This window comes from Kutzneria sp. NPDC052558 (assembly GCF_044547355.1).
Lineage (GTDB): Bacteria > Actinomycetota > Actinomycetes > Mycobacteriales > Pseudonocardiaceae > Kutzneria.
In genome coordinates this window covers 55,680-81,436 of the sequence record NZ_JBIUAG010000008.1, presented here as the reverse complement: position 1 = coordinate 81,436, position 25,757 = coordinate 55,680, and the positions used below count along the sequence as shown (strand labels likewise).

General features: G+C 72.2%; 25 protein-coding genes. 24 read left to right on the top strand and 1 reads right to left on the bottom strand.

The features are described from left to right. The first annotated feature begins 45 nt into the window (after positions 1-45). The 13 genes from ACIG5F_RS16495 (at position 46) to ACIG5F_RS16435 (ending at position 12,711) form a co-directional block, all read left to right on the top strand. A complete protein-coding gene (locus ACIG5F_RS16495; RefSeq protein WP_396518542.1) occupies positions 46-1,530 on the top strand; it encodes an AMP-binding protein in 1,485 nt (494 codons plus the stop codon). Between the two features lie 9 nt (positions 1,531-1,539). Then, positions 1,540-1,779, top strand: coding sequence for a glutaredoxin family protein (locus tag ACIG5F_RS16490; protein ID WP_396518541.1), 240 nt, complete (start codon positions 1,540-1,542; stop codon positions 1,777-1,779). Positions 1,780-1,866: 87 nt separating this feature from the next. Further along, positions 1,867-3,081, top strand: a complete 1,215-nt coding sequence (locus ACIG5F_RS16485; RefSeq protein ID WP_396518540.1) for a cytochrome P450 — start codon at positions 1,867-1,869, stop codon at positions 3,079-3,081. A 124-nt stretch (positions 3,082-3,205) separates the two neighbouring features. Next, on the top strand, positions 3,206-4,708 hold the full coding sequence (locus ACIG5F_RS16480) for a molybdopterin-dependent oxidoreductase (RefSeq protein WP_396518809.1): 1,503 nt from the start codon (positions 3,206-3,208) through the stop codon (positions 4,706-4,708). A 148-nt stretch (positions 4,709-4,856) separates the two neighbouring features. Continuing rightward, a complete protein-coding gene (locus ACIG5F_RS16475; protein ID WP_396518808.1) occupies positions 4,857-5,579 on the top strand; it encodes a redox-sensing transcriptional repressor Rex in 723 nt (240 codons plus the stop codon). 43 nt (positions 5,580-5,622) lie between these two features. Continuing rightward, a complete protein-coding gene (locus ACIG5F_RS16470; RefSeq protein ID WP_396518539.1) occupies positions 5,623-6,951 on the top strand; it encodes a glutamyl-tRNA reductase in 1,329 nt (442 codons plus the stop codon). Further along, positions 6,948-7,886: a hydroxymethylbilane synthase gene (gene hemC, locus ACIG5F_RS16465; protein WP_396518538.1), complete on the top strand. Its 939-nt coding sequence runs from the start codon at positions 6,948-6,950 to the stop codon at positions 7,884-7,886. The genes ACIG5F_RS16470 and hemC overlap by 4 nt, the downstream gene beginning before the upstream one ends. A gap of 14 nt (positions 7,887-7,900) precedes the next feature. Beyond that, positions 7,901-9,433 carry a uroporphyrinogen-III synthase gene (locus ACIG5F_RS16460; RefSeq protein WP_396518537.1) on the top strand — a complete coding sequence of 511 codons (1,533 nt, stop codon included), beginning with the start codon at positions 7,901-7,903 and terminating at the stop codon, positions 9,431-9,433. Positions 9,434-9,517: 84 nt separating this feature from the next. Then, the gene (hemB, locus tag ACIG5F_RS16455; RefSeq protein ID WP_396518536.1) at positions 9,518-10,492 is read left to right on the top strand and encodes a porphobilinogen synthase; all 975 of its coding nucleotides are present in this window, start codon (positions 9,518-9,520) and stop codon (positions 10,490-10,492) included. Continuing rightward, positions 10,489-11,004 (top strand): hypothetical protein, encoded by a 516-nt coding sequence (locus ACIG5F_RS16450; protein WP_396518535.1) that lies wholly within the window; start codon positions 10,489-10,491, stop codon positions 11,002-11,004. The genes hemB and ACIG5F_RS16450 overlap by 4 nt, the downstream gene beginning before the upstream one ends. A 55-nt stretch (positions 11,005-11,059) precedes the next feature. Beyond that, positions 11,060-11,512, top strand: coding sequence for a hypothetical protein (locus tag ACIG5F_RS16445; RefSeq protein WP_396518534.1), 453 nt, complete (start codon positions 11,060-11,062; stop codon positions 11,510-11,512). Continuing rightward, entirely contained in the window at positions 11,509-11,931 is a 423-nt protein-coding gene (locus ACIG5F_RS16440) for a DUF3093 family protein (RefSeq protein WP_396518533.1), read from the top strand. The genes ACIG5F_RS16445 and ACIG5F_RS16440 overlap by 4 nt, the downstream gene beginning before the upstream one ends. Positions 11,932-12,390: 459 nt before the next feature. Beyond that, the gene (locus ACIG5F_RS16435; RefSeq protein ID WP_396518532.1) at positions 12,391-12,711 is read left to right on the top strand and encodes a hypothetical protein; all 321 of its coding nucleotides are present in this window, start codon (positions 12,391-12,393) and stop codon (positions 12,709-12,711) included. Positions 12,712-12,766: 55 nt separating this feature from the next. On the opposite strand, the gene ACIG5F_RS16430 is transcribed toward ACIG5F_RS16435, so the two are convergent. Next, positions 12,767-13,393, bottom strand: coding sequence for a TetR/AcrR family transcriptional regulator (locus tag ACIG5F_RS16430; protein ID WP_396518531.1), 627 nt, complete (start codon positions 13,391-13,393; stop codon positions 12,767-12,769). A 99-nt stretch (positions 13,394-13,492) separates the two neighbouring features. On the opposite strand from ACIG5F_RS16430, the gene ACIG5F_RS16425 reads away from it, so the two are divergent. The 11 genes from ACIG5F_RS16425 to ACIG5F_RS16375 all read left to right on the top strand — a co-directional run bounded on the left by ACIG5F_RS16425 (position 13,493) and on the right by ACIG5F_RS16375 (position 25,671). Next, positions 13,493-14,653 carry a substrate-binding domain-containing protein gene (locus ACIG5F_RS16425; protein ID WP_396518530.1) on the top strand — a complete coding sequence of 387 codons (1,161 nt, stop codon included), beginning with the start codon at positions 13,493-13,495 and terminating at the stop codon, positions 14,651-14,653. A 144-nt stretch (positions 14,654-14,797) separates the two neighbouring features. Then, entirely contained in the window at positions 14,798-16,117 is a 1,320-nt protein-coding gene (locus ACIG5F_RS16420; RefSeq protein WP_396518529.1) for an efflux RND transporter periplasmic adaptor subunit, read from the top strand. A gap of 15 nt (positions 16,118-16,132) precedes the next feature. Next, on the top strand, positions 16,133-16,945 hold the full coding sequence (locus ACIG5F_RS16415; protein ID WP_396518528.1) for an ABC transporter ATP-binding protein: 813 nt from the start codon (positions 16,133-16,135) through the stop codon (positions 16,943-16,945). Beyond that, positions 16,942-18,171: an ABC transporter permease gene (locus tag ACIG5F_RS16410; protein WP_396518527.1), complete on the top strand. Its 1,230-nt coding sequence runs from the start codon at positions 16,942-16,944 to the stop codon at positions 18,169-18,171. Before ACIG5F_RS16415 ends, ACIG5F_RS16410 begins: the two co-directional genes overlap by 4 nt. Positions 18,172-18,185: 14 nt before the next feature. Further along, entirely contained in the window at positions 18,186-19,037 is an 852-nt protein-coding gene (locus ACIG5F_RS16405; protein ID WP_396518526.1) for a DUF5666 domain-containing protein, read from the top strand. Between the two features lie 28 nt (positions 19,038-19,065). Next, entirely contained in the window at positions 19,066-20,730 is a 1,665-nt protein-coding gene (locus tag ACIG5F_RS16400; protein ID WP_396518525.1) for an efflux RND transporter periplasmic adaptor subunit, read from the top strand. Positions 20,731-20,771: 41 nt separating this feature from the next. Beyond that, on the top strand, positions 20,772-21,476 hold the full coding sequence (locus tag ACIG5F_RS16395) for a response regulator transcription factor (protein WP_396518524.1): 705 nt from the start codon (positions 20,772-20,774) through the stop codon (positions 21,474-21,476). A gap of 13 nt (positions 21,477-21,489) precedes the next feature. Next, a complete protein-coding gene (locus ACIG5F_RS16390) occupies positions 21,490-22,977 on the top strand; it encodes a sensor histidine kinase (protein WP_396518523.1) in 1,488 nt (495 codons plus the stop codon). 90 nt (positions 22,978-23,067) lie between these two features. Next, on the top strand, positions 23,068-24,390 hold the full coding sequence (gene hemL / locus ACIG5F_RS16385) for a glutamate-1-semialdehyde 2,1-aminomutase (protein WP_396518522.1): 1,323 nt from the start codon (positions 23,068-23,070) through the stop codon (positions 24,388-24,390). Positions 24,391-24,487: 97 nt separating this feature from the next. Next, positions 24,488-25,093 carry a histidine phosphatase family protein gene (locus ACIG5F_RS16380; RefSeq protein WP_396518807.1) on the top strand — a complete coding sequence of 202 codons (606 nt, stop codon included), beginning with the start codon at positions 24,488-24,490 and terminating at the stop codon, positions 25,091-25,093. Continuing rightward, positions 25,090-25,671 (top strand): redoxin domain-containing protein, encoded by a 582-nt coding sequence (locus ACIG5F_RS16375; RefSeq protein ID WP_396518521.1) that lies wholly within the window; start codon positions 25,090-25,092, stop codon positions 25,669-25,671. The genes ACIG5F_RS16380 and ACIG5F_RS16375 overlap by 4 nt, the downstream gene beginning before the upstream one ends. Positions 25,672-25,757 lie beyond the last annotated feature (86 nt).

Genomic DNA, 25,757 nt, shown 5'->3' with positions numbered 1-25,757 from the left:
CCACCGTGACAAAATCCTGCGATCGGCTCGATGGGGAGGTCTCGCATGACCGGTGTCAGCAACGTGGCGGATCTGGTCCGGACCGCCGCGGTCCGTGGGCCGGATCACCCCGCGTTCATCGACGCGGCCACCGGGGACACGCTGACCTGGGCCGAGGTGGACGCCGCGACCGACGTGGAGGCCCACCGGCTGCGCGAGGCCGGCCTCCAGCCGGGTGACCGGGTGGCCGTGCGGCTGCCCACGTCCGCCGAGTTCGCGGTGGCCGTGTTCGGCACGCTGCGCGCGGGCGGCGTGGTGGTGCCGGTGAGCAATGGCGGCCCGACCCGTGAGCTGACCCGCGTGCTCAACGACAGCGGTGCGGCGCTGATCGTCGGCGACGGCAGCGGCGCCGCGACGACGGCGCTGGCCGCGCCGAAGCTGCGGGTCGACGGCGGCCTCACCGGCGAGTCGGTGCGCGGCGGCGAGGACGTGGCGGTGCTCGCGTACACGTCGGGTACCTCCGGTGTGCCGCGCGGGGCGATGCTGTCGCACCGCGCGTTGCTGGCGAACGTGGCGCAGTGCGCGGCGCTGCGCCCGGCGCCGGTGACCGCCGCCGACCGCGTGCTGCTCGCCTTGCCGCTGTTCCACTCCTACGGGCTTGGACCAGGACTGTTCCAGGTCGCGGCCGCCGGCGCGACCGCTGTTCTGCTGCAACGTTTCGACGCCGAGGCAGCAGTTGACGCCATTGAGCAGCACAGGGTGACGACGTTGGTCGGCGTGCCCCCCATGTATCAGGCGCTGTTGCACGTGGACGCCGCGCGGCTGCGTGATGCGCTGGTGACGGTGCGGCTGCTCACCTCGGGCGCGGCGCCGCTGAGCCCCTCGCTGCTGGCAGCCGTGCAGCAGGCGACGAGCCTGCCGGTGTTCGAGGGCTACGGCCTCACCGAGACGGCCCCGGTGCTCACCTCCACGCTGGTGGGCGGCCAGGTCAAGCCGGGCTCGGTGGGCCGTCCGCTGCCGGGCGTCGAGCTGCGGCTGGTGGACACCGACGGGCAGCCCTTCGCCGACGACGAGGACTTCGTGCTGCCCGACGACGACGCCGGCCTGGTGTCGGTGCGCGGCGCGAACCTGTTCAGCGGCTACTGGCCGGACGGCGCGCACGGCCCCGACGCCGAGGGCTGGTTCCGCACCGGCGACGTGGGCTACCTGGACGACGAGGGCGACCTGCACCTGGTCGACCGCGCGGGCGACCTCATCATCGTGAACGGCTTCAACGTCTACCCGCACGAGGTGGAGCAGGTGATCGCCGAGCTGCCGCAGGTCGCCGAGGCGGCGGTGGTGGGGGTGCCGAGCGAGACCACGGGCGAGGGCGTGAAGGCGGTGCTGGTGCTGGGTCAGGGCGCCGAGCTCACGGAGGACGCCGTGGTGGCGCACTGCGCGGAGCGGCTGGCGAAGTTCAAGGTGCCGGTGACCGTGGAGTTCACGGACGTGCTGCCGCACTCCCCGACGGGCAAGCTGGTGCGCAGCCGGCTGCGCCTGCCGCAGGCGTAGGTTGACGCCGTGAGCCACACCGTGACCGTGATGACGAGGGTCGGCTGCGACCACTGCGTGCAGGCCGAGGCCGACGTCCGACGCATCTGCGACGAGTTGGGCGTGGCGTGGTCGGCCGAGGACGTGGACGCCGACGCGGAGCTGCGCGCGGAGTACGGCGACCGGGTGCCGGTGATCCTGGTCGACGGCCGCGAGCACGGCTACTGGACGGTCGAGGAGCCGCGCTTGCGGGCGGCCCTGGCGCGCTGACCGTCCGGCCTCCTCCTCGGGTGTGAGCAACTACCTTTTTGTGCGGCAGGCAAGCGCTGAGGGCCGATTCAGTGCTTACTTGGAACCATGACCCGCGAGATGTTCACGGCGCAGTACTTCGCGCACGTGCACGAGTTCATGGCGACGGCCCGTGCCGAGGAGCCGGTGTTCCTGACCCGGCAGTTGAGCGGCGTGCCGACCTGGGTCGTCACGCGCTACGACGACGTGCGCGCCCTGCTGACCGACGAGCGGCTGCGCAAGGACTCCGCGCAGCTGCGCGAGATCCTCAAGGTCAAGCTGGCCGAGGCCGGGCACCAGCCGCAGGTGGGCAGCCTGTTCGGCCCGAACATGCTCAACGCCGACCCGCCCGACCACTCCCGGCTGCGGCTGCTGCTGGCCAAGGAGTTCACCGTGCGGCGGGTGGCGCGCCTGCGGCCGTTCACCGAGCGCCTGACCGACGAGCTGCTGGCCGCCTACGAGGGCCAGGACGGCCCGGTGGACCTGGTCGACGGGTTCGCCGTCGCGCTGCCGGCGCTGGTGATCAGCGAGCTGCTGGGCGTGCCCGGGGCCGACCGGCACCAGTTCCAGGCCTGGACCGGGGATTTGCTCAGCGGTGACCTGGCGGTGTCGATGCCGGCCAACGACGCGATCGAGGCGTACTTCAAGGAGCTGATCAAGGCCAAGTCCGAGCGGCCCGGCGACGACCTGCTGTCGGCCATGACGCTGGCCAGCGAGCAGAGCGACCGGCTGTCGCCGGAGGAGTTGCTGGCGGCGGCGGTGCTGCTGCTGGTCGCCGGGCACGAGACCACGGCCAACCTGATCAGCGCGGGCATCCGGCGGCTGCTGACCGAGCCGGACCTGTCCGGCCGGCTGCTGGCCGACGCCCCGGCGGTGGTGGAGGAGCTGCTGCGCCTGGACTCGCCGGTGATGCTGGCGACCTCGCGGTTCGCCGCCGAGGACATCGAGGTCGGCGGGGTCACGATCCCCAAGGGCGAGCTCGTGCAGCTGTCGGTCGGCTCGGCCAACCGGGACGGTGAGCGGTTCGAGCACGGCGACGAGTTCGACCTCGACCGCGGCTCGCGCGGGCACATCGCGTTCGGGCACGGTATGCACCACTGCCTCGGCGCCCCGCTGGCCCGGCTGGAGGGCGAGGTGGCGCTGACCGCGCTGGCCCGGCAGTTCCCGGACGCGCGGCTGGCGACACCGGTCGACCAGCTGCCGCACCGCCGCGCGACGATCATGAACGGCTACGCGGAAATGCCCGTTTTCCTGGGCGAGCGGGCGGCCGTCACGAATTCGTAAGCCCCGGCGGCTTGAACCTTCGCCGCCCGCGGAACGAATCTGTGGTGTGGGTGCGCCAACGACTACCGCCACGCCCGGGTCCGCTCAGCACAGCGCCGGGGTGAGAATCCCGGACGGCATCGCGATGCTGATCGGGATTCTCGGCGTCGCCGCGGCGCTGGCCGCCGGCCATCTCGTCGCCGCGTTCATCGACCCGAACGCGTCGCCGTTCCTGGCCGTCGGCAACGCCGCGATCGACCTGACGCCCTCGTGGCTGAAGGAGTTCGCGGTCAGCGCCTTCGGCACCGCCGACAAGCTGGTGCTGCTCACCGTCATGGCGGTGTTCCTGCTCGTGGTCGCCGGCGTCGCCGGGTTGCTGTCGCGTCGCAGCCCGATCCCGGGCACGGTGCTCGCGGTGGTGCTCGGCGGCGCGGCGATCGGCGCCGTGTTCAGCCGCACCGACCTCGGCCAGCTGGCGACCCTCGCGCCGCTGGCCAGCCTGGTCGCCGGCGTGATGACCTTCCGCCGCCTGCACGCCGTCGCCCTGCGGGCCCAGGAGGCCGGCAACGCCCCGGACAGCCCCGAACGGCGGGTCTTCCTGCTCGGCTCGGTGGGCGTGGCGGCCGGGGCCGGCGTCGCCGGGTTGGCCGGCCAGCTCATCGGCAACCGCGTCGACGTCGAGGCATCCCGCGCGCTGGTGACGCAACGGCTGGCCAAGTACCGGGACCAGACCACGGCCCCCGGCGCCGACTTCGCCCAGGACGGCACACCGACGTACCTGACGTCCAACGAGAACTTCTACCGGATCGACACCGCGCTGTCGGTGCCCCGACTGCGGGCCGAGGACTGGACGCTGCGCATCCACGGACTGGTCGACCGGGAGCTCACGCTCACCTTCGACGACGTGATGGGCATGGACCTGATCACCCGGACGGTGACCATGACCTGCGTGTCCGACGACGTCGGCGGCCCGTACATCTCCACCGCGCCGTTCACCGGCGTGCTGCTGCGGGACCTGCTGGCCAAGGTCGGCGTCAAGCCCGGCGCCGATCAGGTGTTCTCCACCAGCGTCGACGGCTACACCGCGGGCAGCCCGCTCGGCGTGATCATGGACAAGGGCCGCAACGCCATGCTGGCCGTGGGCATGAACGGCGAGGCGCTGCCGCCCGAGCACGGCTTCCCGGCCCGGCTGGTCGTGCCCGGCCTGTACGGCTACGTCTCGGCGACCAAGTGGGTCGCCGACATCGAGCTGACCACGTTCGCCGCCAGGACCCAGTACTGGGTGCCCCGCGGCTACTCGGAGAAGGCCCCGATCAAGACCGAGTCCCGCATCGACAGCCCCCGGGGCCGGTCGTCGGTGCCGGCCGGCCAGGTCACCGTGGCCGGCATCGCCTGGGCGCAGACCAAGGGCATCGCCAAGGTCGAGCTCCAGCTGGACGGCGGCCCGTGGCAGGAGGCCGACCTGGCCGCCGAGCCGACCAAGGAGGCGTGGCGGATGTGGCGGCGCAGCTTCGACGTGCGGCCGGGCACCCACACCGTGGTGGTGCGGGCCACCGACACGACCGGCTACACGCAGACCGAGGACGTCGTCGGTCCGGTCCCGGACGGGGCCACCGGCCTGCACTCCGTGGTGTTCACCGCCGCCTGAGCCGAGCCGGGGCACCCGAACGGGCGAGGCGGCGCGGACGCCGACCGGCCGACTTTGTGCACACGTTCACAAGCGCTACGGTTGAGGCATCACACCAATCGAGGGAGCTACCAGCGTGGGTGCACGGCGGGGTGAGGACGTCGAGGTCGTGACCGCCCCTGGCCGGCTTCCCGGTGGCGACGAGCCGGCCGTGCGCGAGCGGGCCCGGGCCATTCCCGAGGCCGCCGTCGCCCGCCTCGCGGTCTACCTGCGGGTGCTGTCGGGACTGGCCGAGCAGGACGTGACCACCATCTCCAGCGAGGAGCTGTCCGCCGCCGCCGGGGTCAACTCGGCCAAGTTGCGCAAGGACCTGTCCTACATCGGCTCGTACGGCACCCGCGGCGTCGGGTACGAGGTGGAAGTCCTCGTCGACCAGATCGAGCGAATCCTCGGACTCACCCGGAAACACTCGGTCTGCGTGGTCGGGATCGGTAACCTTGGTCACGCCCTCGCCAACTACGCGGGCTTCCCCGGCCGGGGTTTCCCGGTGTCGGCGCTGTTCGACGTGGACGAGGACCTGATCGGCGTGCCGGTCGGAGGAATCCTGGTCAGCCATGTCGACGACATCCCCCGGGTGTGCGCCGAGCGGGAGGTGTCGATAGGGGTGATCGCCACGCCGCCACCCGCCGCGCAGGCGGTCTGCGACCGTTTGGTATCCGCGGGCGTGCAATGCATCCTGAACTTCGCACCCGTCGTGCTCCAGGTCCCCGACCACGTCGAGGTGCGCAAGGTCGACTTGGCGGTGGAGATGCAGATCTTGTCGTTCCACGTGGCGCGCCGCGCCGACGAGGCGGCGAACGCGGAGGACAGCGGAATGGTGGTGCCCGGGTGAACTCGAAGGCCGGGTCGACCGTTCTACCTGGGGGGTGGTCGGAATGAGCCTGCTCGCGGTAGGTGTGTCCCACCGCACGGCCGAGGTGCGCACGCTGGAGCGGCTGGCGGTGTCCTCGGACGGCGCCGCCAAGCTGCTCGACGAGCTGCTCGGCCAGGAGAACGTGACCGAGGCGCTGCTGCTGTCCACGTGCAACCGGATCGAGGTGTACGCGGTCGTCGACGCCTTCCACGGCGGTCTGGCCGACGTCACCTCGGTGCTCTCGCGGCACTCCGGCATCGAGGTCAACGAGCTGTGCGAGCACTTCTACGTGCACTACGCCGCGGCCGCGGTGGAGCACCTGTTCTCGGTGGCCGCCGGGCTGGACTCGATGGTCGTGGGCGAGGCCCAGATCCTCGGCCAGCTGCGCGGCGCGTACACCGACGCCGACCGGGCCGGCACCGTCGGCAAGACGCTGCACGAGCTGGCCCAGCAGGCGCTGCGGGTCGGCAAGCGGGTGCACAGCGAGACCGGCATCGACCACGCGGGCGCGTCGGTGGTGTCCGAGGCGCTGGCCGACGCCGAGCGCGTGCTCGACGGCCTGGCCGGGCGCCGGGCGCTGCTGGTCGGCGCCGGCTCGATGGGAGGCCTGGCCGCCGCGCACCTGCGCCGCGCCGGCATCGGCGAGATCGTCATCGCCAACCGCACCCCGGCCAACGGGGACCGTCTGGCCGCCTCGCTGGCCGCCGAGGGCGTGCCGGCTCGCGCGGTCGGCCTCGACCGGCTCGAGGATGAGATCTCCGCCACGGACGTGCTGCTCGCCTGCACCGGCGCGATGGACGCGGTAATCGGGGTGGATCGATTCAGCGAGGGCGCCCGGCGCGGCCCGCTGGTCGTCTGCGACCTCGGCCTGCCCCGCGACGTGGACCCCGCGGTCGGCGACATCGACGGCGTCACGCTGGTCGATCTGGAGACGTTGCAGCACCGCCTGGCGGCCACGCCGTCGGCGCTGGACACCGAGCGGGCCCGGCGCATCGTGGCCGACGGCGTGCGCGACTACCTGGCCGGCCAGCGCTCGGCCGCGGTCACCCCGACGGTCACCGCGCTGCGCCGCCGGGCCGCCGAGGTCGTGGACGCCGAACTGTTGCGATTGGACTCACGGCTCCCGGACCTGGATGATTCCATCCGTGCGGAGCTGGCCCGGACGGTCCGCAGGGTGGTGGACAAGCTGCTGCACACCCCGACCGTCCGCGTCAAGGAACTGGCTTCGTCGCCCGGCGGGGCCGGCTACGCGGACGCGTTGCGGGAGCTCTTCGAGCTCGACCCGCAGGCGCCGAGGGTGGTCAGCTCGCCACGCACAGTAGAGACCGAACACGGCGGTGGAGATCGGTGAACCGGACGTTGAGGATCGGCACCCGAGGCAGTGCCCTCGCACTGGCGCAGACCGGCATGATGGCCGAGCGGCTGGAGCGCGCGGGAGCCACGGTGGAGATCGTCACCGTGACCACCCCGGGCGACCGTTCGCACGCGCCCATCGCGGAGATCGGCGTCGGGGTCTTCACCTCGGCGCTGCGCGACGCGCTGGCCAACGACGAGGTGGACATCGCGGTCCACTCGTACAAGGACCTGCCCACGGCGCCCGACCCGCGGCTCGTGCTGGCGGCCGTGCCCACCCGCGAGGACCCCAGGGACGCCCTGGTCGCGCGGGACGGCATGGTGCTGGGCGAGCTGCCCGCCGGCTCCCGGGTCGGCACCGGCGCGGCCCGGCGGGTCGCCCAGCTCGAGGCCCTCGGCCTCGGGCTGGAGATGGTGCCGATCCGCGGCAACGTGGACACCCGCATCCGCAAGGTGCTCGACGGCGAGCTCGACGCCGTCGTGGTGGCCGCCGCGGGTCTGTCCCGGCTCGGTCGGCTCGACGTGGTGACCGAGTTGCTCGACCCGATCCAGATGCTGCCCGCCCCCGCGCAGGGGGCGCTGGCGGTGGAGTGCCGGGTCGACGACTTCGACACCGAACACCTGCTCCGCTCCTGCCTGGATGATCAGGCCAGTAGGGCCGCTGTCACCGCCGAGCGCGCGATGCTTGCCGCGCTGGAGGCCGGGTGCAGCGCGCCCGTCGGCGCACTGGCCGATGTGGTGGAAGACCTCGACGACGACGGAAGCACCGTGCTGCGGCTGTCGTTGCGCGGGGTCGCCGCGACGCCGCAGAACGAGCTGCTGCGCGCGTCGGCCACCGGTGACTTGACCACAGCAGAGCAGTTGGGCCGGGCGCTCGCGGCCGAACTGCTTGATCTCGGCGCCACCGTGCTCAGTGGGCCGGGGAGCAAGTGATGGGGAGTGCCCTGATGACGACCCGCGCACGTAAGACCCCCGGACGCGTCGCGTTCGTGGGTTCCGGCCCCGGCGACGCCGGGCTGCTGACCGTCCGGGCCACCGAGTTGCTAGCCAGGGCCGAGCTGGTGGTGACCGACCCGGACGTGCCGAGCGACGTTGTCGCCCTGGCCCAGGGCGCCGAGGTGCGACCGGCCGTCGGCGACGCCGGAGACGTGGCCAAGGACCTGGTGAACGAGGCGCGCAACGGCCGCAGCGTGGTCCGGCTGGTCGCCGGCGACCCGCTGACGCTGGACGCGGTCGTGAGCGAGGCTCAGTGCGTTGCCAAGTCCACTGTGGACTTCGACGTGGTGCCCGGCGTGGCCAGCGGCACCGCCGTGCCGGCCTATGCCGGCGTCGCGCTCGGCGCCGTGCACACCGAGGCCGACGTCCGGTCCACTGTGGACTGGGCCGGGCTGGCGTCCGCGCCCGGCACGCTCGTGTTGCACGCCACCGGTTCCCACCTCGCCGAGGCGGCGTCCTCGTTGGTGGAGAACGGTTTGGCCCCGCAGACCCCGGTCGCGGTGACCGCCGGCGGCACCGCCTTCGGGCAGCGCACCGTGGACACCTCGCTGGCCTCGCTGGCCGCCGACGCCGGTGACCTGGGCGGGCAGCTCGTGGTCACCGTGGGCAGCGCCGTCGCCGGCCGGTCCAAGCTGTCCTGGTGGGAGTCGCGGGCCCTGTACGGCTGGCGGGTGCTGGTGCCGCGGACCAAGGAGCAGGCCGGCGCGATGAGCGAGCGGCTGCGGGAGCACGGCGCGATCCCGGTCGAGGTGCCCACCATCTCGGTCGAGCCGCCGCGCAGCCCGGCCCAGATGGAGCGCTCGGTCAAGGGCCTGGTCGACGGCCGCTACCAGTGGGTCATCTTCACCTCCACCAACGCGGTGCGCGCGGTGTGGGAGAAGTTCCGCGAGTTCGGCCTGGACGCCCGCGCCTTCTCCGGCGTGAAGATCGCCTGCGTCGGCGAGAGCACCGCGGCCAAGGTGCGGTCCTTCGGCATCATTCCCGAGCTGATCCCGTCCGGGGAGCAGTCCAGCGAGGGCCTGCTGGCCGACTTCCCGCCCTACGACGACATCCTCGACCCGGTGGACCGGGTGCTGCTGCCGCGGGCCGACATCGCCACCGAGACCCTGGCGGCCGGGCTGCGCGAGCGCGGCTGGGAGATCGACGACGTGACGGCGTACCGCACCGTGCGGGCCGCGCCGCCGCCCGCCGACACCCGCGAGATGATCAAGTCCGGCGGCTTCGACGCGGTCTGCTTCACGTCCTCGTCCACCGTGCGCAACCTGGTCGGCATCGCCGGCAAGCCGCACACCCGGACCCTGGTGGCGTGCATCGGCCCGCAGACCGCCGAGACCGCCCGCGAGTTCGGCCTGCGCGTGGACGTGCAGCCCGAGTTCGCCACCGTGCCCGCCCTGGTGGACGCGCTGGCTCAGCACGCGGCCCGGCTCCGCGCCGAGGGCGCGCTGCCGCCGCCGCGCAAGACCAAGCGCCTGCGCCGGTCGTGATGTCTTAGTGCAGTGACAGGGGGCATCCCGGCTTCTCGGGGTGCCCCCTTATCGCTTTTCGGCCCACAAAAGGGAGTACTGGTCGTGTTCCCCACCCACCGTCCCCGTCGGCTGCGCCAGACGCCGGCGATGCGCCGACTGGTCAGCGAGACCAGCGTCGAGCCGCGACAGCTGATCCTGCCGATGTTCGTCAAGGAAGGCGCCGCCGAGCCGATCCCGATCGCCTCCATGCCCGGCGTCGTCCAGCACACCCGCGACACCCTGCGCAAGGCCGCGGTCGAGGCCGTGCAGGCCGGCGTCGGCGGGCTGATGGTGTTCGGCGTGCCGCTGACCCACGACGCCGTCGGCTCCGGCGCGACCGACCCCAACGGCATTCTCAACGTGGCCCTGCGGGACCTGCGCTCCGAGCTCGGCGACGACACCGTGCTGATGTCCGACCTGTGCCTGGACGAGTTCACCGACCACGGCCACTGCGGCGTGCTCGACTCCGACGGCGCCGTGGACAACGACGCCACCCTGCGGGTCTACGCCGACATGGCCATCGAGCAGGCCCGCTCCGGCGCCCACATGGTCGGCACCAGCGGCATGATGGACGGCCAGGTCGGCGTCGTGCGCGAGGCGTTGGACGAGGCCGGCTACCTGGACACCGCGATCCTGGCCTACACCGCCAAGTACGCGTCGTCCTTCTACGGTCCGTTCCGCGAGGCCGTCGGGTCCCAGCTCAAGGGCGACCGCAAGACCTACCAGCAGGACCCGGCCAACGCCCGCGAGGCGCTGCGCGAGCTGTCGCTCGACCTGGCCGAGGGCGCGGACATCGTGATGGTCAAGCCCGGGCTGCCCTACCTGGACGTCCTGCGGGTCGTCGCCGACAACTCCGAGGTGCCGGTCGCGGCCTACCAGGTGTCCGGCGAGTACGCGATGGTCGAGGCCGCCGCGGCCAACGGCTGGCTGGACCGGCAGCGCACCATCCTGGAGACGCTGACCTCGTTCCGCCGGGCCGGCGCCGACATGATCCTCACCTACTGGGCCGCCGAGGCCGCGCACTGGCTGTCCGCGTGACCCCTCCCCGGGCCGTCGACGTGGCGCGCTGGCTGTGGATCGCCAGCGCGCTGCTGTCGGCCGTGCGCACCTACTTCGTGCTCGCCGACCGGCAGGGCCTGCGCGACCAGGTCACCGCCATTGAGCCGAACCTGCCCCTCCAACAGGTCGAGGCCGTGGTCAACGGCGAGATCATCCTCGCGGTCCTGGTCAGCGCCGCCATCGTCGGCCTGTACGTGCTGGTGGCCAACAAGATGCTCGCCGGCCGGGCCTGGGCCCGAGTCCTGCTCACCTTCTTCGGGGTGATCTTCGTGCTGCTCGGCGGCCTCGGCATGCTCGGCGTCGCCGACGGCCTCGCCGCCAGCCAGGGCCTCACCGTCGACCCCACCGAGGTGGCCCTGTCCGCCCTCGGCCTCGTCGTCGACGTCGCCGCCCTGGTCGCGATGTGGCTGCCCCCGTCCAACGCCTACTTCCGCACCGCCGCCGCCCAGTTCGTGCTGCCCCCGCCCCGCCAGAACCAGTTCCCCCGCTGAGCTCGCGCCAGCCGTCAACGCAGCGGCGTGCCGTCGCGCGTGTACCGTGCCGCCCGTGACCATTGACGAATCGGACGAGCAGGACGTCGTCGTCCGACCAAGGCTCGTCACCATCTCCATCGTGTTGTGGGCGCTGGACGCGATCGCCTACCTGGCCGGCGCCGCTCTGGTGATGAGCACCCACAGCGCCATCGTCGACTCGCTGCTCAAGACCGCGCCGAAGGACATCACCCGAGACCAGATCAACGGGCAGCTCACCTTCGAGGAGTTCACCGCCCTGGGTGTCGGTGTGCTGACCGCGGTGATCGTGTACCTGCTGATGCGGGGCAACCGCTGGGCGCGGATCCTGCTCGTGGTGGTCGCGCTGATCCAGCTCGCCTGCCAGCTGGCGTTCGGCATCGGCATCGTGCCCGTCGCCGCCGGCACCCTGCTCGGGCTCGTCGGCTTGGCCTTGCTGTACCTGCCCTCCTCCAACGCGTACTTCGCCGGGCTCAAACGACAGGCGTGACTGTGCGCTACGCCGAGCCTGGGTCGTCGTTCTGGCCCGTTCTCTGGGCGCCCGGCTTCGCCTTGGTCGGTGGCGGCGTCGAGGCCTTGAGCGGTTCCGTCCACGTGCTCGGCTGGCTCCTCGCCGCCCTCGTCCTCGCCGCCATCTGGGCCTTGTGGGTGCTGGCCCGTCGGCGGCTGCGGTCCGTCCTGCTCACCGACGAGACCCTTCGCCTTGGTGAGGAGGAGCTGCCCGTCTCCAGCATCGCCGCCGTCGAGGACGACGAGCCCGATGCCGCCCGCGTCCTCGGTGGCGGCTGGACCACCCCCAAGGGCACCCGCGCCGTCCCCCTACGCCTGGCCGACGGCCACCTCGTCCTGGCCTGGGCCCGCCACCCCGACGCCCTGGCCTCCGCCCTCCGCGCCCTCCTCTCCACCTGACCTCCGCCGCCGCACCCGAGCAATGCGCGAACCTTGGAGCATTGCGCACGCACTCGAGCAGCGCCGCAACCTTCGAGCACCGATCGAGCTCCGGAGCAGCGCCGCAGCCCTGCTGGAGTGCGCGAGCTTTCGAGCATTGCGCGCGCGTTGGAGCAATGCGCACGCACTGGTGCAGCGCTGCCGCACTGGTGCAGCGCTGCCGCGCTGGAGCATTGCGCACGCGTTGCTCCACCGCTGGGGCGTTCGAGCATCCCGGAGGCATTGGAGCGGAGGCATTGGAGCAGTGCTGCGGCGTTGCTGGAGGGCGTGAGCATTGGAGCATTGCGCACGCGGTCGAGTGGGAGCGCGGCAGTCGAGCGAGGCTTCGGCGGTCGGGGTGGGGAGCGGCGGAGGTGGATAGGCGTCGGGTTGGGGGCGGTTGCCGACGGTGGAGGTGGGCGGCGTGAGAAGGTGGAGGGCATGAGCAGCCCCCGGTTGAACCAGCCGTGGCGGGCCGCGGTGGCGGGCGGCCTGGTGGTCGTCGCGGTGCTGGCGGTGTTCGCGGCGGTGTGGAGCTGGCAGCACGGCATCATCCGATACGACATCCCGGCCAGTGACGGCACGCCGGAGTTGGTGTCGACCCGGTTCGTGGGCAGCTGGATGGCCATCGCCATCGGCCTGGGCACGCTGGCGGCGCTGCTGCTCGTGGGGGCGGGCCGGCAGGTGCTGCTGGCGGTGCGCACCCGGGACAGCAACCCGCTGCCGCCGATCCAGACGGCCGAGCCGCCGCCCGCCGTCTGACCCTCGGGGCACCAGGCCGTCCGGGCCCCCGGGGGACCAGGCCGTCCCGGGCCGGCTAGAGCTGGGGGAGGGCGGGCCAGGTTGGCGGGGCGGCGGGATGGCCGGCCATGCGGAGGGCCAGCTCGATGTAGCGGCGGTGCATCTCGACGGGGGTGAGGGCGCCGTCGTCGCGGAACCACTCGCTGATGAGGCCGCACATGTCCAGGACGGCGCGGGCGGTGCCGGAGGGGGAGTCGCCGACGAGGTGGAAGGCGCCGGAGCGCTGGCCGCCGGCGAGGACGTCGGCCAGCTGGTCGCGGAGGCGGCGGCGGATGGCGAGGACGTGGGCCAGGCGCTCGCCGGTGAGGGAGCGGTATTCGTGGTTGCCGACGCGGGAGCGCTCCCGGAACTGGGAGTGCGCGGCGGCGTGCACGGCGACGAGGGCGGCGAACTGGGCGACGGGGTCGGGGCCGGCGGTGGAGCGGGCGTCGAGGGCGTGGCGTTCGAGCTCGGTGTGGATGTCGAGCACGAGTTCGTAGAGCAGCTCGTCCTTGGACGAGAAGTGGTTGTACAGCGCGCCCTGGGTGAAACCGCAGGCCTGGGTGATCTCTTTCACTGAGGTGGCGCGAAAGCCGCGTTCGTAGAACAGCGTGGTGGCCGCCGCCAGCAGTCTGTCCCGGGAACGGGCCTCGACGCTTGTCATCCGTCAATACTCGCCCACTTGACCGCGGCGGCCGACAGGCGGTAGGACACGCGGGGGTATATGAACGGTCATTTACCGTACGAACGTGAAAGGCCCGAGTTGTCCTCCTCCCGGCTCGCCGTCCTGACCGCCGTGCTCGCCCTCGCGCTGACCGCCTGCTCCGGACTGACCGGCACACCGGCGCCGACCAAGTCGGCGGTGGACTACAGCGCCCAGGCGATGCAAGCCACCCAGGCCGCGATCAGCGGCACCTACCACGAACCGGCGTTGCAGCCCCGGCCGGCGGCCCCGAACAAGAAGCTGGCGGTCATCTCGTCGGGCCAGAACGCGATCAGCTCGCTGGTGCCGGCGAACGCGGTGATGGAGGCGGCCAAGGCGATCGGCTGGGACGCCCAGCTCTACGACGGCAAGCTGGACCCGAAGGCCTGGCCGGCGCTGGTGTCCCAGGCGGTGGCGAGTGGGGCGGCGGGCATCGTGCTGGTGGCGGTGGACTGTCCGGCGGTGGCCCAGCCGCTGGCCGAGGCCAAGGCCAAGGGCATCAAGATCGTCGGGATCTTCGCGTTCGACTGCAACGACCCGCTGTTCGGCGGCAACGGCCCGGCGCTGTTCAGCTCCTACGTCGACTTCGGCCCGCCGGTGAACCGCAACATCGACGACTTCTCCGATCTCTACGGCGCCGACCAGGCCAACACGGTGGTGGCGCAGACCAATGGCAAGGCCAAGGTCATCCTGGTCACCGACAACGAGTTCACCTCGATCCGGCACGTGATCGAGGGCTTCCGGCAGACGATCGCCAAGTGCGCCACCTGCTCGATCGTCGGCGAGATCGACATCAAGGCGGCCGACCTGGCCACGTCGAACGCGGCGGCGCAGGTGGCGAAGGTGTTGCAGGAGCATCCGGAGGCCAATGCGGTGAAGAGCCCTTACACCGCGGCGACGCTGGCGGCGGTGAGCCCGGCGGTGATGAAGGCCAATCGGGCGGCCTCCCTCTATGTCATGGGTGGTGAGGGATACGAGCCGGAGCTGGACCTGATCCGCAAGCACCAGGGCGTCTCGGCGGTCACCATCATCCCGTCCGACTGGTACGGCTGGGCGGCGGTGGACACGGTGAACAGTCTGTTCATCGGCCAGGAGCCGGCCGATTCGGGACTGGGCTGGCAACTCATCGACGACGAGGTGAACCCGCCGTCGAACAACGCCTACAAACCGGCAATCGACTTCCGGACGGCATATCGGACGGCCTGGGGAAGGACCGGCTGATCCGCCTTCAGGTAACTCACAGGCTGCGTCCAGTGTGATGACAGGCTGACCACAGAGGATTCGGGGTGTACACAACCGCCCTGGGGCCTTGAGGCTGCCGCGCTCCCCCCAGGCCAGGGATGCGAGCAGAGTGAGGACCCTGTGTTGTCGAGAATTCGACTGCGCCTGACCAGACGGCGGGTGATCATCATCGCGGCCGCCGTGGTGGTGGCCACCGGTGGTGGTGTCGCCTGGGCGGCGACCCGCCCGGCCGCCGACGCCCAGACCACGTCGTTCGCCACGGCCACCACCGCGACGCTGAAGCAGACGGTCTCCTCGTCCGGCACGATCCAGCCGGCCCAGCAGGAGAACCTGAACTTCGCGGTGTCGGGCCAGGTCACCGGCGTCACGGCCACGGTGGGCCAGCAGGTCACCGCCGGCCAGGCGCTGGCCACGGTGAACTCGGCGGCCCTGGCCGCCAGCGTGGCGGAGGCGCAGGCCACGCTGTCCACGGACCAGGCCCGGCTGAGCTCGGACCAGACGGCGGGCGCCTCCAGCGCGCAGATCACCGCCGACCAGGCCGCGGTCACCGCGGCCCAGAACTCCCTGACCAACGCCCAGACGGCGTTGAGCGAGGCCACGCTGACCTCGCCGATCGACGGCACGGTGGCGTCGGTGAACCTGGCCGTGGGCCAGCAGGTGTCGGCCGGCAGCACGTCGACCAGCAGCGGCTCCAGCGGCGGCGGTGGCGGTGGCGGCGCGGGTGGCGGCGGTGGGGCCACCGGCGGCACGGGGTCGACCGGCTCGTCGAGCTCCTCCAGCACGTCCAGCACCGCGCAGGTGGTCGTGATCTCCACCAACACCTACGTCGTCAACGCCAGCGTGGACGACACCGAGGTGGGCCTGATCAAGAACGGCGAGCAGGCGACGATCACCGCGAACGGCAGCACCGAGCCGGCCTACGGCACGGTCACCTCGGTGGCGATGCTGGCCAGTTCCTCCTCCACGGTCCCGAGCTACCCGGTGACGATCGGCGTCACGGGCACGCCGACCGGCCTGCACCCGGGGGCCAGCGCGACGGTGGCGATCACGGTCAAGCAGGTCACCGACGCCGTGGTGGTGCCGACGGCGGCGATCCACTACGAGAACGGCAACGCGGTCGTCTACCAGATGTCGGACGGCAAGCAGGTCTCCAAGCCGGTCACCACCGGCATGACCTCGGGCGGCCAGACGCAGATCGTCAGCGGCCTGGCCGACGGCGACCAGGTGGTCATTCCCACCCGCAACACCGGCACCGGCACCGGCGGCACCGGAACGACCGGCCGCGGTGGCACCGGCGGCTTCGGTGGTGGCACAGGCGGGTTCGGCGGTGGAACCGGCGGCTTCGGTGGCGGCGCGGGCGGGTTCGGTGGCGGCGCCGGAGGAGGCGGCGGGGGCCGAACCGGTGGCGGGGCTTCCCCGGGCGGCACGGCGAACGGCGGCTGAGCGATGAGTCTCGACATGACCACGCCGATTCCCCCGGTGATCGGCGGCCCGCAGACGGTCATCGGCATCCAGGACGTCACCAAGATCTACAAGACCGGCTCGGTGGAGGTGGCCGCGCTCGGCGGCGTGTCGCTGCGCATCGACGAGGGCGAGTACGTGGCGATCATGGGTCCGTCCGGCTCGGGCAAGTCCACGCTGATGCACATCATCGGCTGCCTGGACGTGGCCACGGCCGGCAGCTACTTCCTGGCCGGCGACGACGTCAGCGGGCTGACCGAGAACGAGCTGGCGGTGATCCGCAACCAGCGGATCGGCTTCGTGTTCCAGCAGTTCAACCTGCTGACCTCGCTGACCGCGTGGCGCAACGTGGAGCTGCCGCTGTGCTACGCCGGCGTGGCCAGGGCGGAGCGCAAGCAGCGGGCGATCGAGGAGCTGGAGCGGGTCGGCCTCGGCGACCGCGTCGAGCACAAGCCCACGGAGCTGTCCGGCGGCCAGCAGTCCCGCGTGGCGCTGGCCCGGGCCCTGGTGAACAGGCCGGCGCTGATCCTGGCCGACGAGCCGACGGGCGCCCTGGACTCCAAGGCCACCGCGGACGTGCTGGGCGTCTTCGACGAACTGAACAAGGCGGGCCACACCATCGTGCTCATCACCCACGAGGAGGACGTCGCCGCGCACGCGCACCGCGTGGTGCGGCTGCGGGACGGGCTCATCGAGTCGGACACCGTGAATGTGGGGGTGGCGCGCGCGAGCGAGCTTGCGAGCTCGCCATCCAACACAGGGTTGCGCCAGCTCGTCGTGCCGACGAACCCTGGCGAGGAGGCACGATGAGCTGGCTCGAAACGCTTAGAACTTCTTGGGACGCAATCAGATCGCATCGCCTGCGGTCCGGCCTGACCATGCTCGGCATCCTGATCGGCATCGCGGCGGTCATCCTCACGGTCGGCCTCGGTGAGGGCGCCTCGCAGTCGGTCAGCAGCGCCATCAACGCCCTGGGCACGAACCTGCTCGTCGTCACGCCGGGCAGCACCACGACCGCGGGCGTGCGCGGCGGTTCCGGCACGGCGTCCTCGCTGACGGCGAGCGACGCGACGGCGTTGGGCGACAAGTCGGTCGCGCCGGACATCCAGGCGGTGGCCCCGAGCAACAGCCGCTCCGAGGCGCTGACCGCCGGCTCCACGAACTGGACGACCTCGGTGGTCGGCACCACCCCGGACTGGCTGGGAGTGCGGGCCCGCACCATCTCCGAGGGCCGCTTCCTGTCCAATCAGGACATCAGCGGTGAAGCAGCCAACGTGGTGCTGGGCACGACCACCGCGCAGGAGCTGTTCGGCGGGGCCGACCCGGTCGGCCGCACGGTGACGATCAGCAGCATCCCGTTCACCGTGGTCGGCGTGCTGGCCTCGGAGGGCACCTCCTCGGCGCAGAACCAGGACGACCAGGCGGTGGTGCCGATCAGCACGGCCTCCGACCGGCTGTTCGGCGGCACCACCCGCACCTCGGTGCAGTCGATCTACGTGGAGGCCACCTCGGCCGACACCCTGTCGGCCGCCTACCAGGAGGCCAACCAGGAACTGCTGACGCTGCACCACGTCACCGACCCGACGGCGGCCGACTTCACCATCGCCAGCCAGGAGTCGCTGCTGTCCACCGCGACCTCGGTCAGCCGCACGCTGACCATCCTGCTCGGCGGCGTCGCCGCGCTGTCGCTGCTGGTCGGCGGCATCGGCGTCATGAACATCATGCTGGTGTCGGTGACCGAGCGGATCCGGGAGATCGGCCTGCGCAAGGCCCTGGGCGCGAGCCCGACGGTGATCCGCCGGCAGTTCCTGGTGGAGGCGTCGGTGCTGGGACTGTCCGGAGGCATACTGGGCGCGCTGCTGGGGATCGTGGGCGCGCTGGTGCTGCCGGGGCTGATCTCGTCCACCATCACCGTGTCGCCGACGGCCACCGCCCTGGCCATCCTGACCTCGATCGCCATCGGCATGGCGTTCGGCGTGTACCCGGCCAGCCGGGCCGCCCGACTCGCCCCGATCGACGCTCTCCGAAGCGAATGAGCTGGAGCCCAACGATGTCCGTGCAGATCCGCAAAGCCGCCGCTCTCGGCCTGATGGCCGGCGGGCTGGCCTTCACGCTGGCCGCGTGCGGCGGCTCGACGCCCGCGCCGCCGGCCAACAACAGTGGCGGCGGCCAGACCAGCGGGACCAACCGGCCCGCCGGCGCCCCGCCCGGGGTGTTCGGCAGCATCGCCGCGATCTCCGGCCAGACGCTGCAGGTGCAGAACCCGCAGAGCGGCCAGACCGCGGTCAGCTACGACGGCTCGACGAAGATCACCAACTCGGTGGCCGGCACGCTCGCCGACGTCACCACCGGCGCGTGCGTGACGGTGAACGGCACCTCCACCGCCGAGGGGCAGCCGGTCAGCGCCACGGCCGTGACGATCACCCAGGCCGGCGCGAACGGGTGCAGCTTCGGCAACGGCGACACCCGGCCGTCCGGCTCGAACGCGCCGCGCCCGTCGGGCTCGAACCGGCCGCGGCCCAGCGGCAGCAACAGTCCCCGGCCCAGCACCGGCGCCAACCCGGCCGGCGGCCCGCGGGCCTTCGGCGCGGTGACGGCGGTGTCCGCCACCGGCTTCACCGTGCACTCGACGTTCGGCACGAACGCCTCCGACGTCACGGTGAACGTCACGTCGGCGACCACGTACACCAAGACCGTGCCGGCCGACGCGAGCGCGCTCGTGGTCGGCGCATGTGTTGCGGCGCAAGGCAAGGCCGATGACACGGGCGCGGTGGCGGCCACCTCGATCGCGGTCAGCAAGGCCGGCCCGAACGGCTGCACCGGCGGCTTCCGCGGCGGTCGCGGCGGCGGCTTCGGTGGCGGCACCGGCGGCGGGACCGGGAACGGCGGCGGCAATGGCTGAGCGCAGGAAAGACGCCCGTAGAAGGGGATTGCGCCGCTCCAGAGTGGTGATCGGCGTTGTGGTGCTGGTCCTGCTCGGCGGTGGGGCGGCGGCGTTCGCCGCGACCCAGAACACCAGTCCCTCGTACCGCACGGCGACCGCCGGCCCGGCCTCGGTGACCTCGGTGCTCAACGGCATCGGCACCGTGCAGCCGATCTCCCAGGCGACGGTCACCTTCCCGGTCGCCGGGCAGGTCGCGACGGTCACGGTGAAGCAGGGCGACCAGGTGACCGCCGGCCAGGTGCTGGCCGAGCTGAACACCACGGCCCTGGCCGGGCAGGTCAGCGCGGCCCAGTCCACGCTGGCCACGGCGCAGGCCAAGCTGGCCGCCGACCAGAGCAGCCAGACCTCCGCGGTCTCCACGCCCACGCAGACGTCCTCGTCGTCATCGTCGTCGAGCAGCGGCAGCAAGTCCTCGGCCAGCACGGCCAAGCTCACCGAGCTGCTGAAGTCCATCTCCGCCGGGCAGAACGCGGTGCGGGGCGCGCAGCAGAAGGTGGACGCCGACCTCCAGCTGGCCGGCGCGGCGCTGAAGCAGGCCCAGTCGACCTGCCCGGACATCATCAAGCAGCTCGGCAACCCGCCGGCGACCACCACGGACCCGTCGCCGACGACCACGTCCGAGCCGCCGCCGACCACCACGCCGCCGGTCGACGTCACCACCTGCACGGACCTGTTGCAGCAGGTCCAGGACGCGCAGGCGAAGACCGCGGCCGACGAGACGGCGCTGAGCCAGGCCGAGGCGGCCCTGTCGACCGCGCTGGGCCAGGCGGCGGCCGCCGTGCAGCAGGCGTCGACCTCGTCTTCGACGCCGAGCAGCAGCGGCTCCACGTCCACCCCGCAGACGTCCAGCGGGACCAGCAGCCGCGGCGGCGCCGGCGGTGGCAGCTCGACCCCGCCGTCGGCCGACCAGATCGCCGCCGACCAGGCCTCGGTGGACGCGGCCACCGCGCAGCTGGCCGCCAACCAGCAGAACATGGCGGCGGCCAGCCTGGTCAGCCCGATCGACGGCACGATCGCCCAGGTCGACGTGGTGGCCGGGCAGAACGCGTCGGCCAACTCGAGCACCGCCAAGATCGTGGTCATCGGCCCCGGCGGCAACCAGGTCACCACCGCCGTCAACGACAACCAGGTCGGCAACGTCAAGCCGGGCCAGTCGGCCACCGTCACGCCGGACGGCGCGGGCAAGCCGCTGACCGGCAAGGTCGTCTCGATCGGCGCGCTGGCCAGCACCACCTCCGGAGGCTCGTCCAGCTTCCCGGTGACGATCTCGCTCGACGGCGGCGGCACCGGCCTGTTCGCCGGCTCGACCGCGTCGGTGGCGGTCATCCTGGGCAACGCCAAGGCCGCCGTCACGGTGCCGACCTCGGCGGTGCACACCGTCGGCGCGAACAGCTTCGTGAACGCCCTGGTGGACGGCAAGCCGGCCGCCAAGCGGGTCACGGTGGGCGTGATCGGCGCGACCGTCACGCAGATCACCAACGGTCTCAGCGCCGGCGACGAGGTCGTGCTGGCCAACCTGAGCGATCCCCTGCCGTCCTCGACGAGCGGGGCCGGCGCCCGCGGCTTGACAGGCGGCGGCGGGACCTTCCGCCCAGGTGGGACCGGGGGTGCGGCCGGCGGCGGCGCGACGGGAGGCCGGACCGGCGGGTGACGGCCGACACGATCGGCCCCGGTGTGGAGGACTATGTCCCTATGCCCGAGCCAACCAAGCGCAGCCGGCTGCTCGTCGTCGAGGACGAGCCGAGCATCCGTGAGCTGCTGGCGGCCAGCCTCCGGTTCGCCGGCTTCGACGTGGACACCGCGTCGACCGGGACCGACGCGCTGCGCAGCGTCGAGCGGGAGCGGCCGGACCTGATCCTGCTCGACGTGATGCTGCCCGACCGCGACGGCTTCGAGGTGGTGCGCCGGCTGCGCTCGGGCGGCCTCGGCGTGCCGGTGCTGTTCCTGACCGCGCGCGACGGGGCCGAGGACAAGATCACCGGGCTGACCATCGGCGGCGACGACTACGTCACCAAGCCGTTCAGCCTGGAGGAGGTCATCGCCCGGGTGAACGCGGTGCTGCGGCGGACCAAGGCGCAGCCGGAGCCCCCGGACAACCGGCTGCGCTACGCCGACCTGGAGCTGGAGGTGGACAGCCATGAGGTGCGGCGGGCCGGCCGGCTGGTGCAGCTGTCGCCGACCGAGTTCAAGCTGCTGCACTACCTGCTGCGCAACGCCGGCCGGGTGCTGTCCAAGGCCCAGATCCTGGACCAGGTGTGGCACTACGACTTCAACGGCGAGGCCGGCGTCGTCGAGTCGTACATCTCCTACCTGCGGCGCAAGGTGGACGACGTGGAGCCACGGCTGATCCACACCGTCCGCGGCGTCGGCTACGTGCTGCGGCAGTCCACAACGTGAAGCGGGCGAGGTCGTGAAGCCGGTGCGGTGGGTCCGGGAGTGGGTCGGCCGGATGCCGCTGCGGGTGCACCTGGTCTCCGGCCTGGTGCTGCTGGTGGCGGTGGCGCTGTTCGGGGCGTGGTTCATCACCTCGGCCGTGCTGGAGAACTACCTGGTCGGGCAGGCCGACAACCGGCTGCACACCATGCTGCTGGCCACCCAGCGGCAGGTGCAGGCCGGCATCGACCGGCCATGGCCCACTCCCCGCGGGCAGCCGTTCCGCCTGCCCGGGCGCAGCCTGGTCATGGTGCGCACGGCCACCCAGAGCCATGAGCTCAGCCTGCCCACCGACGACGGTGACTTCCGGCCGGCGCTGCCGCCGATGGGGCAGCTGGCCTCGGGCTCGTCGGTGACGCTGCCGTCGCAGGGCGGCTCCGGGCCGCGGTGGCGGGTGCAGGTGCTGCGGCTGGACGGCGTGGAGATCGTGGCCGCCACCGACCAGCGCGACCTGGACGCCGCCGTGACCGACATGCGGATCCGGTCGCTGGTGATCTGCCTGGGCGCGCTGGTGCTGGTGGCCGGGCTGGGCTACGCGCTCGTGCGCAGCAGCATGCGGCCGCTGGAGGAGGTCGAGCAGACCGCCGACGTGATCGCCACCGGCGAGCTGTCCCGGCGGGTGCCGGTGCGCCGGCCGGGCAGCGAGGTCGGGCGGCTGGCCAACTCGCTGAACGTGATGCTGGGCCGGATCGAGGAGGCCTTCGACGACCGGCGCAAGTCGGAGGAGGCGGCGCGGCGCTCGGAGAACCGGATGCGGCAGTTCGTCGCCGACGCCTCGCACGAGCTGCGCACCCCGCTGACCTCGATCCGCGGCTACGCCGAGCTGTACCGGCAGGGCGCGGTCACCTCACCGGGCGAGGTCTCCGAGGTGCTCGGCCGGATCGAGGACCAGGCCGCCCGGATGGGGCTGCTGGTCGAGGACCTCTTACTGCTGGCCCGGCTGGACCAGCAGCGCCCGCTGGAGCAGCGGGAGGTGGACCTGACCGTGATCGCGGTGGACGCCGTGCACGACGCCCGGGTGCTCGACCCCGACCGCAAGATCGGGCTGCACCTGGACCTGGCCATGGACCTCGACGGGGACGAGGACGACGGCAGCGCGCTGGCCGTGCTCGGCGACGAGGCCCGGCTGCGGCAGGTGGTCAGCAACCTGGTCGGCAACGCCATCACCCACACCCCGGCCGGCACCCCGGTCGACGTCCGGCTCTCGCACCGCGAGGAGGACGGCCAGCCGCTGGCCGTGCTGGAGGTCAGCGACCAGGGGCCGGGGCTGACCGGCGAGCAGAGCGAGCGGATCTTCGAGCGGTTCTACCGGGCCGACGCGGTGCGCAGCCGGGAGAACGGCGGCACCGGCCTGGGCCTGGCCATCGTCGCCGCCTTGGTGGCCGCGCACGGCGGCCGGGTGGAACTGGACACCGCGCCCGGCGACGGGGCGACGTTCCGGGTGCTGCTCCCGCAACAGGCGTGACCGCTGGCGTGAACACCGGTGAGCTGGCGATGAAGGCGGCCGGTGGCACGTGACGGCGGCCACGCGCGGTCACCTGTAAGACTGGGGGTCGTGACGATCGAGCAGGCAGCCAGTGTTGACACCTCGCGCGCGCTGTTCGACCGAGCGGCCAAGGCCACGCCGGGCGGGGTCAACTCGCCGGTGCGGGCGTTCCACTCGGTCGGCGGCACGCCTCGATTCATGGTCCGCGGCGAGGGCCCGCACCTGTGGGACGCCGACGGCAACCGCTATGTCGACCTGGTCAGCTCGTGGGGCCCGATGATCCTGGGCCACGCCCATCCCGAGGTGGTCGCGGCCGTGCAGCGGGCGGCCCAGCACGGCCTGTCCTTCGGCACGCCGACCGAGGGCGAGGTGCTGCTGGCCGAGGAGCTCATCGCCCGGGTCGAGCCGGTCGAGCAGGTGCGGCTGGTCAACTCCGGCACCGAGGCGACGATGAGCGCCATCCGGCTGGCCCGGGGCTTCACCGGCCGCCGCAAGATCGTCAAGTTCGCCGGCTGCTACCACGGCCACGTGGACGCGCTGCTGGCCCAGGCCGGCTCGGGCGTGGCGACGCTGGGCCTGCCGACCACGCCGGGCGTCACCGGCGCGCAGGCGGCCGACACGATCGTGCTGCCCTACAACGACCTCGCCGCCGTGAAGGCGGCCTTCGAGGCCAACCCGGGCGAGATCGCCGCGATCATCACCGAGGCCGCGGCCGGCAACATGGGCGCGGTGGCCCCGGATCCGGGCTTCAACGCGGCGCTGCGCGAGGCCTGCCACGCCGACGGCGCGCTGCTGGTCATCGACGAGGTGATGACCGGCTTCCGCGTCTCCAAGGCCGGGTGGTACGGCCTGGAGCACGTGCCCGGCGACCTCTACACGTTCGGCAAGGTGATGTCCGGCGGCCTGCCGGCGGCGGCCTTCGGCGGCCGCGCCGACGTGATGGCCCGGCTGGCCCCGAGCGGCCCGGTCTACCAGGCCGGCACTCTGTCCGGGAACCCGGTGGCGGTGGCCGCCGGCCTCACCCAGCTCAAGCTGGCCGACGACGAGGTGTACCGCAAGCTGGACCGCAACGCCCGGCTGCTGGGCGAGCTGTTCGGCGACGCGCTGACCGCCGAGGGCGTGGCCCACCAGGTGCAGTACGCCGGCAACCTGGTCAGCGTCTTCTTCGGCGAGCACCCGGTGCGCGACTACGCCGGCGCGCAGGCCACCCAGACCTGGCGGTTCCCGCCGTTCTTCCACGCGTTGCTGGAGCGCGGCGTCTATCCGCCGCCGAGCGCGTACGAGGCGTGGTTCGTCAACGCCGCCATGGACGACGCCTCGTTCGAGGTCATCGAGCAGGCCCTGCCGCACGCCGCCGCCGCGGCCGCGGCGGCCAAGGAGGACGGGCAGTGACCGAGCTTGCGAGGGCGCCATTCAGCACGGTGACCCGGGTCGCGGACCCGGCGAGCGCTAGCGAGGCGGGACTGTGACGCGAACGTTGGTGCACCTGATGCGCCACGGCGAGGTGCACAACCCGACCGGCGTCCTCTACGGCCGGCTGCCCGGCTTCCGGCTGTCCGCGCAGGGCGAGAAGCAGGCGCTGCGGGTGGCCGAGCACCTGGCCGACCGCGACATCGTGCACGTCGTCGCGTCGCCGCTGGAGCGGGCCCAGCAGACCGCCGGACCGATCGTCGACTCGCACCGGCTGGAGCTGGTGACCGACGACCGGCTGATCGAGGCCGACAACAAGTTCGAGGGCCTGAAGGTGGCCGTGGGCGACGGCGCGCTGCGGTCGCCGCAGCACTGGCCCAAGCTGTGGAACCCGTTCGAGCCGTCCTGGGGCGAGCCGTACCTGAAGATCGCCCACCGGATGCTCGGCGCGGTGCAGCGGGCCCGCGCGGCCGCCGCCGGGCACGAGGCGGTGTGCGTCTCCCACCAGCTGCCGGTGTGGACCGTCCGCCGGTTCCTGGAGGGCAAGCGCATGTGGCACGACCCGCGCAAGCGGCAGTGCTCGCTGGCCTCGCTGACCACGCTGACGTTCGAGGACGAGATGCTGGTGCGGATCAGCTACGCCGAGCCGGCCGGCGGCACCGACCCGAGGGTGACGGGCGCATGAACCTCAAGCGCGTGGCCGTCGCCGCCGCCATGCTCGTCGGCCTCACGGCCTGCTCCACCGGCAAGGACGCGGTCATCCAGGGCCAGGGCACGTTCCAGTTCACCGCGCCCGGCGGGCAGACCCACATCGACTACACCGGCCAGCAGCGCCAGCCGCTCAAGGAACTCGAGGGCGACAGCCTGCTCCAGGACGGCCAGCAGGTGAAGCTGAGCTCGTTCGCCGGCAAGATCGTCGTGATCAACATCTGGGGCGCCTGGTGCGGGCCGTGCCGGACCGAGGCCCCGCAGCTCCAGCAGGTCTACGACGAGACCAAGGACCAGGGCGTCCAGGTGATGGGGGTGGACGTGCGCGACGACAAGTCGGCGGCGATCGACTTCTATCACAACGCGAAACTGGACTATCCGTCTATTTTCGACCCGCCCGGCCGGTCGCTGCTGGTGTTGCAGGGCTATCCGCGCACGACAACGCCGTCCACGCTGGTGCTCGACCGCCAACACCGGGTGGCCTGGGTGTCCCTTTTGCCGGTTGAGAAGGACGAATTGCTGTCCAAGGTGAAGCAACTCATCGCCGAGAAGTAGGGTCGAGTTCACCACCAGTTTCCGTTCGTATGACGGGTGTTCCGCGCGCTTTTGCTCAATTAACCTCGCGTGCGGTCCCGCCCACC

What these genes read in the sequence shown, in the direction of transcription:
- ACIG5F_RS16495 (WP_396518542.1), top strand. Translation starts at nt 46, where the DNA reads ATGACCGGTGTCAGCAACGTGGCGGATCTGGTCCGGACCGCCGCGGTC.
- ACIG5F_RS16485 (WP_396518540.1), top strand. Translation starts at nt 1,867, where the DNA reads ATGACCCGCGAGATGTTCACGGCGCAGTACTTCGCGCACGTGCACGAG.
- ACIG5F_RS16480 (WP_396518809.1), top strand. Translation starts at nt 3,206, where the DNA reads ATGCTGATCGGGATTCTCGGCGTCGCCGCGGCGCTGGCCGCCGGCCAT.
- ACIG5F_RS16470 (WP_396518539.1), top strand. Translation starts at nt 5,623, where the DNA reads ATGAGCCTGCTCGCGGTAGGTGTGTCCCACCGCACGGCCGAGGTGCGC.
- ACIG5F_RS16460 (WP_396518537.1), top strand. Translation starts at nt 7,901, where the DNA reads ATGACGACCCGCGCACGTAAGACCCCCGGACGCGTCGCGTTCGTGGGT.
- ACIG5F_RS16435 (WP_396518532.1), top strand. Translation starts at nt 12,391, where the DNA reads ATGAGCAGCCCCCGGTTGAACCAGCCGTGGCGGGCCGCGGTGGCGGGC.
- ACIG5F_RS16430 (WP_396518531.1), bottom strand. Translation starts at nt 13,393, where the DNA reads ATGACAAGCGTCGAGGCCCGTTCCCGGGACAGACTGCTGGCGGCGGCC.
- ACIG5F_RS16415 (WP_396518528.1), top strand. Translation starts at nt 16,133, where the DNA reads ATGACCACGCCGATTCCCCCGGTGATCGGCGGCCCGCAGACGGTCATC.
- ACIG5F_RS16410 (WP_396518527.1), top strand. Translation starts at nt 16,942, where the DNA reads ATGAGCTGGCTCGAAACGCTTAGAACTTCTTGGGACGCAATCAGATCG.
- ACIG5F_RS16405 (WP_396518526.1), top strand. Translation starts at nt 18,186, where the DNA reads ATGTCCGTGCAGATCCGCAAAGCCGCCGCTCTCGGCCTGATGGCCGGC.
- ACIG5F_RS16395 (WP_396518524.1), top strand. Translation starts at nt 20,772, where the DNA reads ATGCCCGAGCCAACCAAGCGCAGCCGGCTGCTCGTCGTCGAGGACGAG.
- ACIG5F_RS16380 (WP_396518807.1), top strand. Translation starts at nt 24,488, where the DNA reads ATGCGCCACGGCGAGGTGCACAACCCGACCGGCGTCCTCTACGGCCGG.
- ACIG5F_RS16375 (WP_396518521.1), top strand. Translation starts at nt 25,090, where the DNA reads ATGAACCTCAAGCGCGTGGCCGTCGCCGCCGCCATGCTCGTCGGCCTC.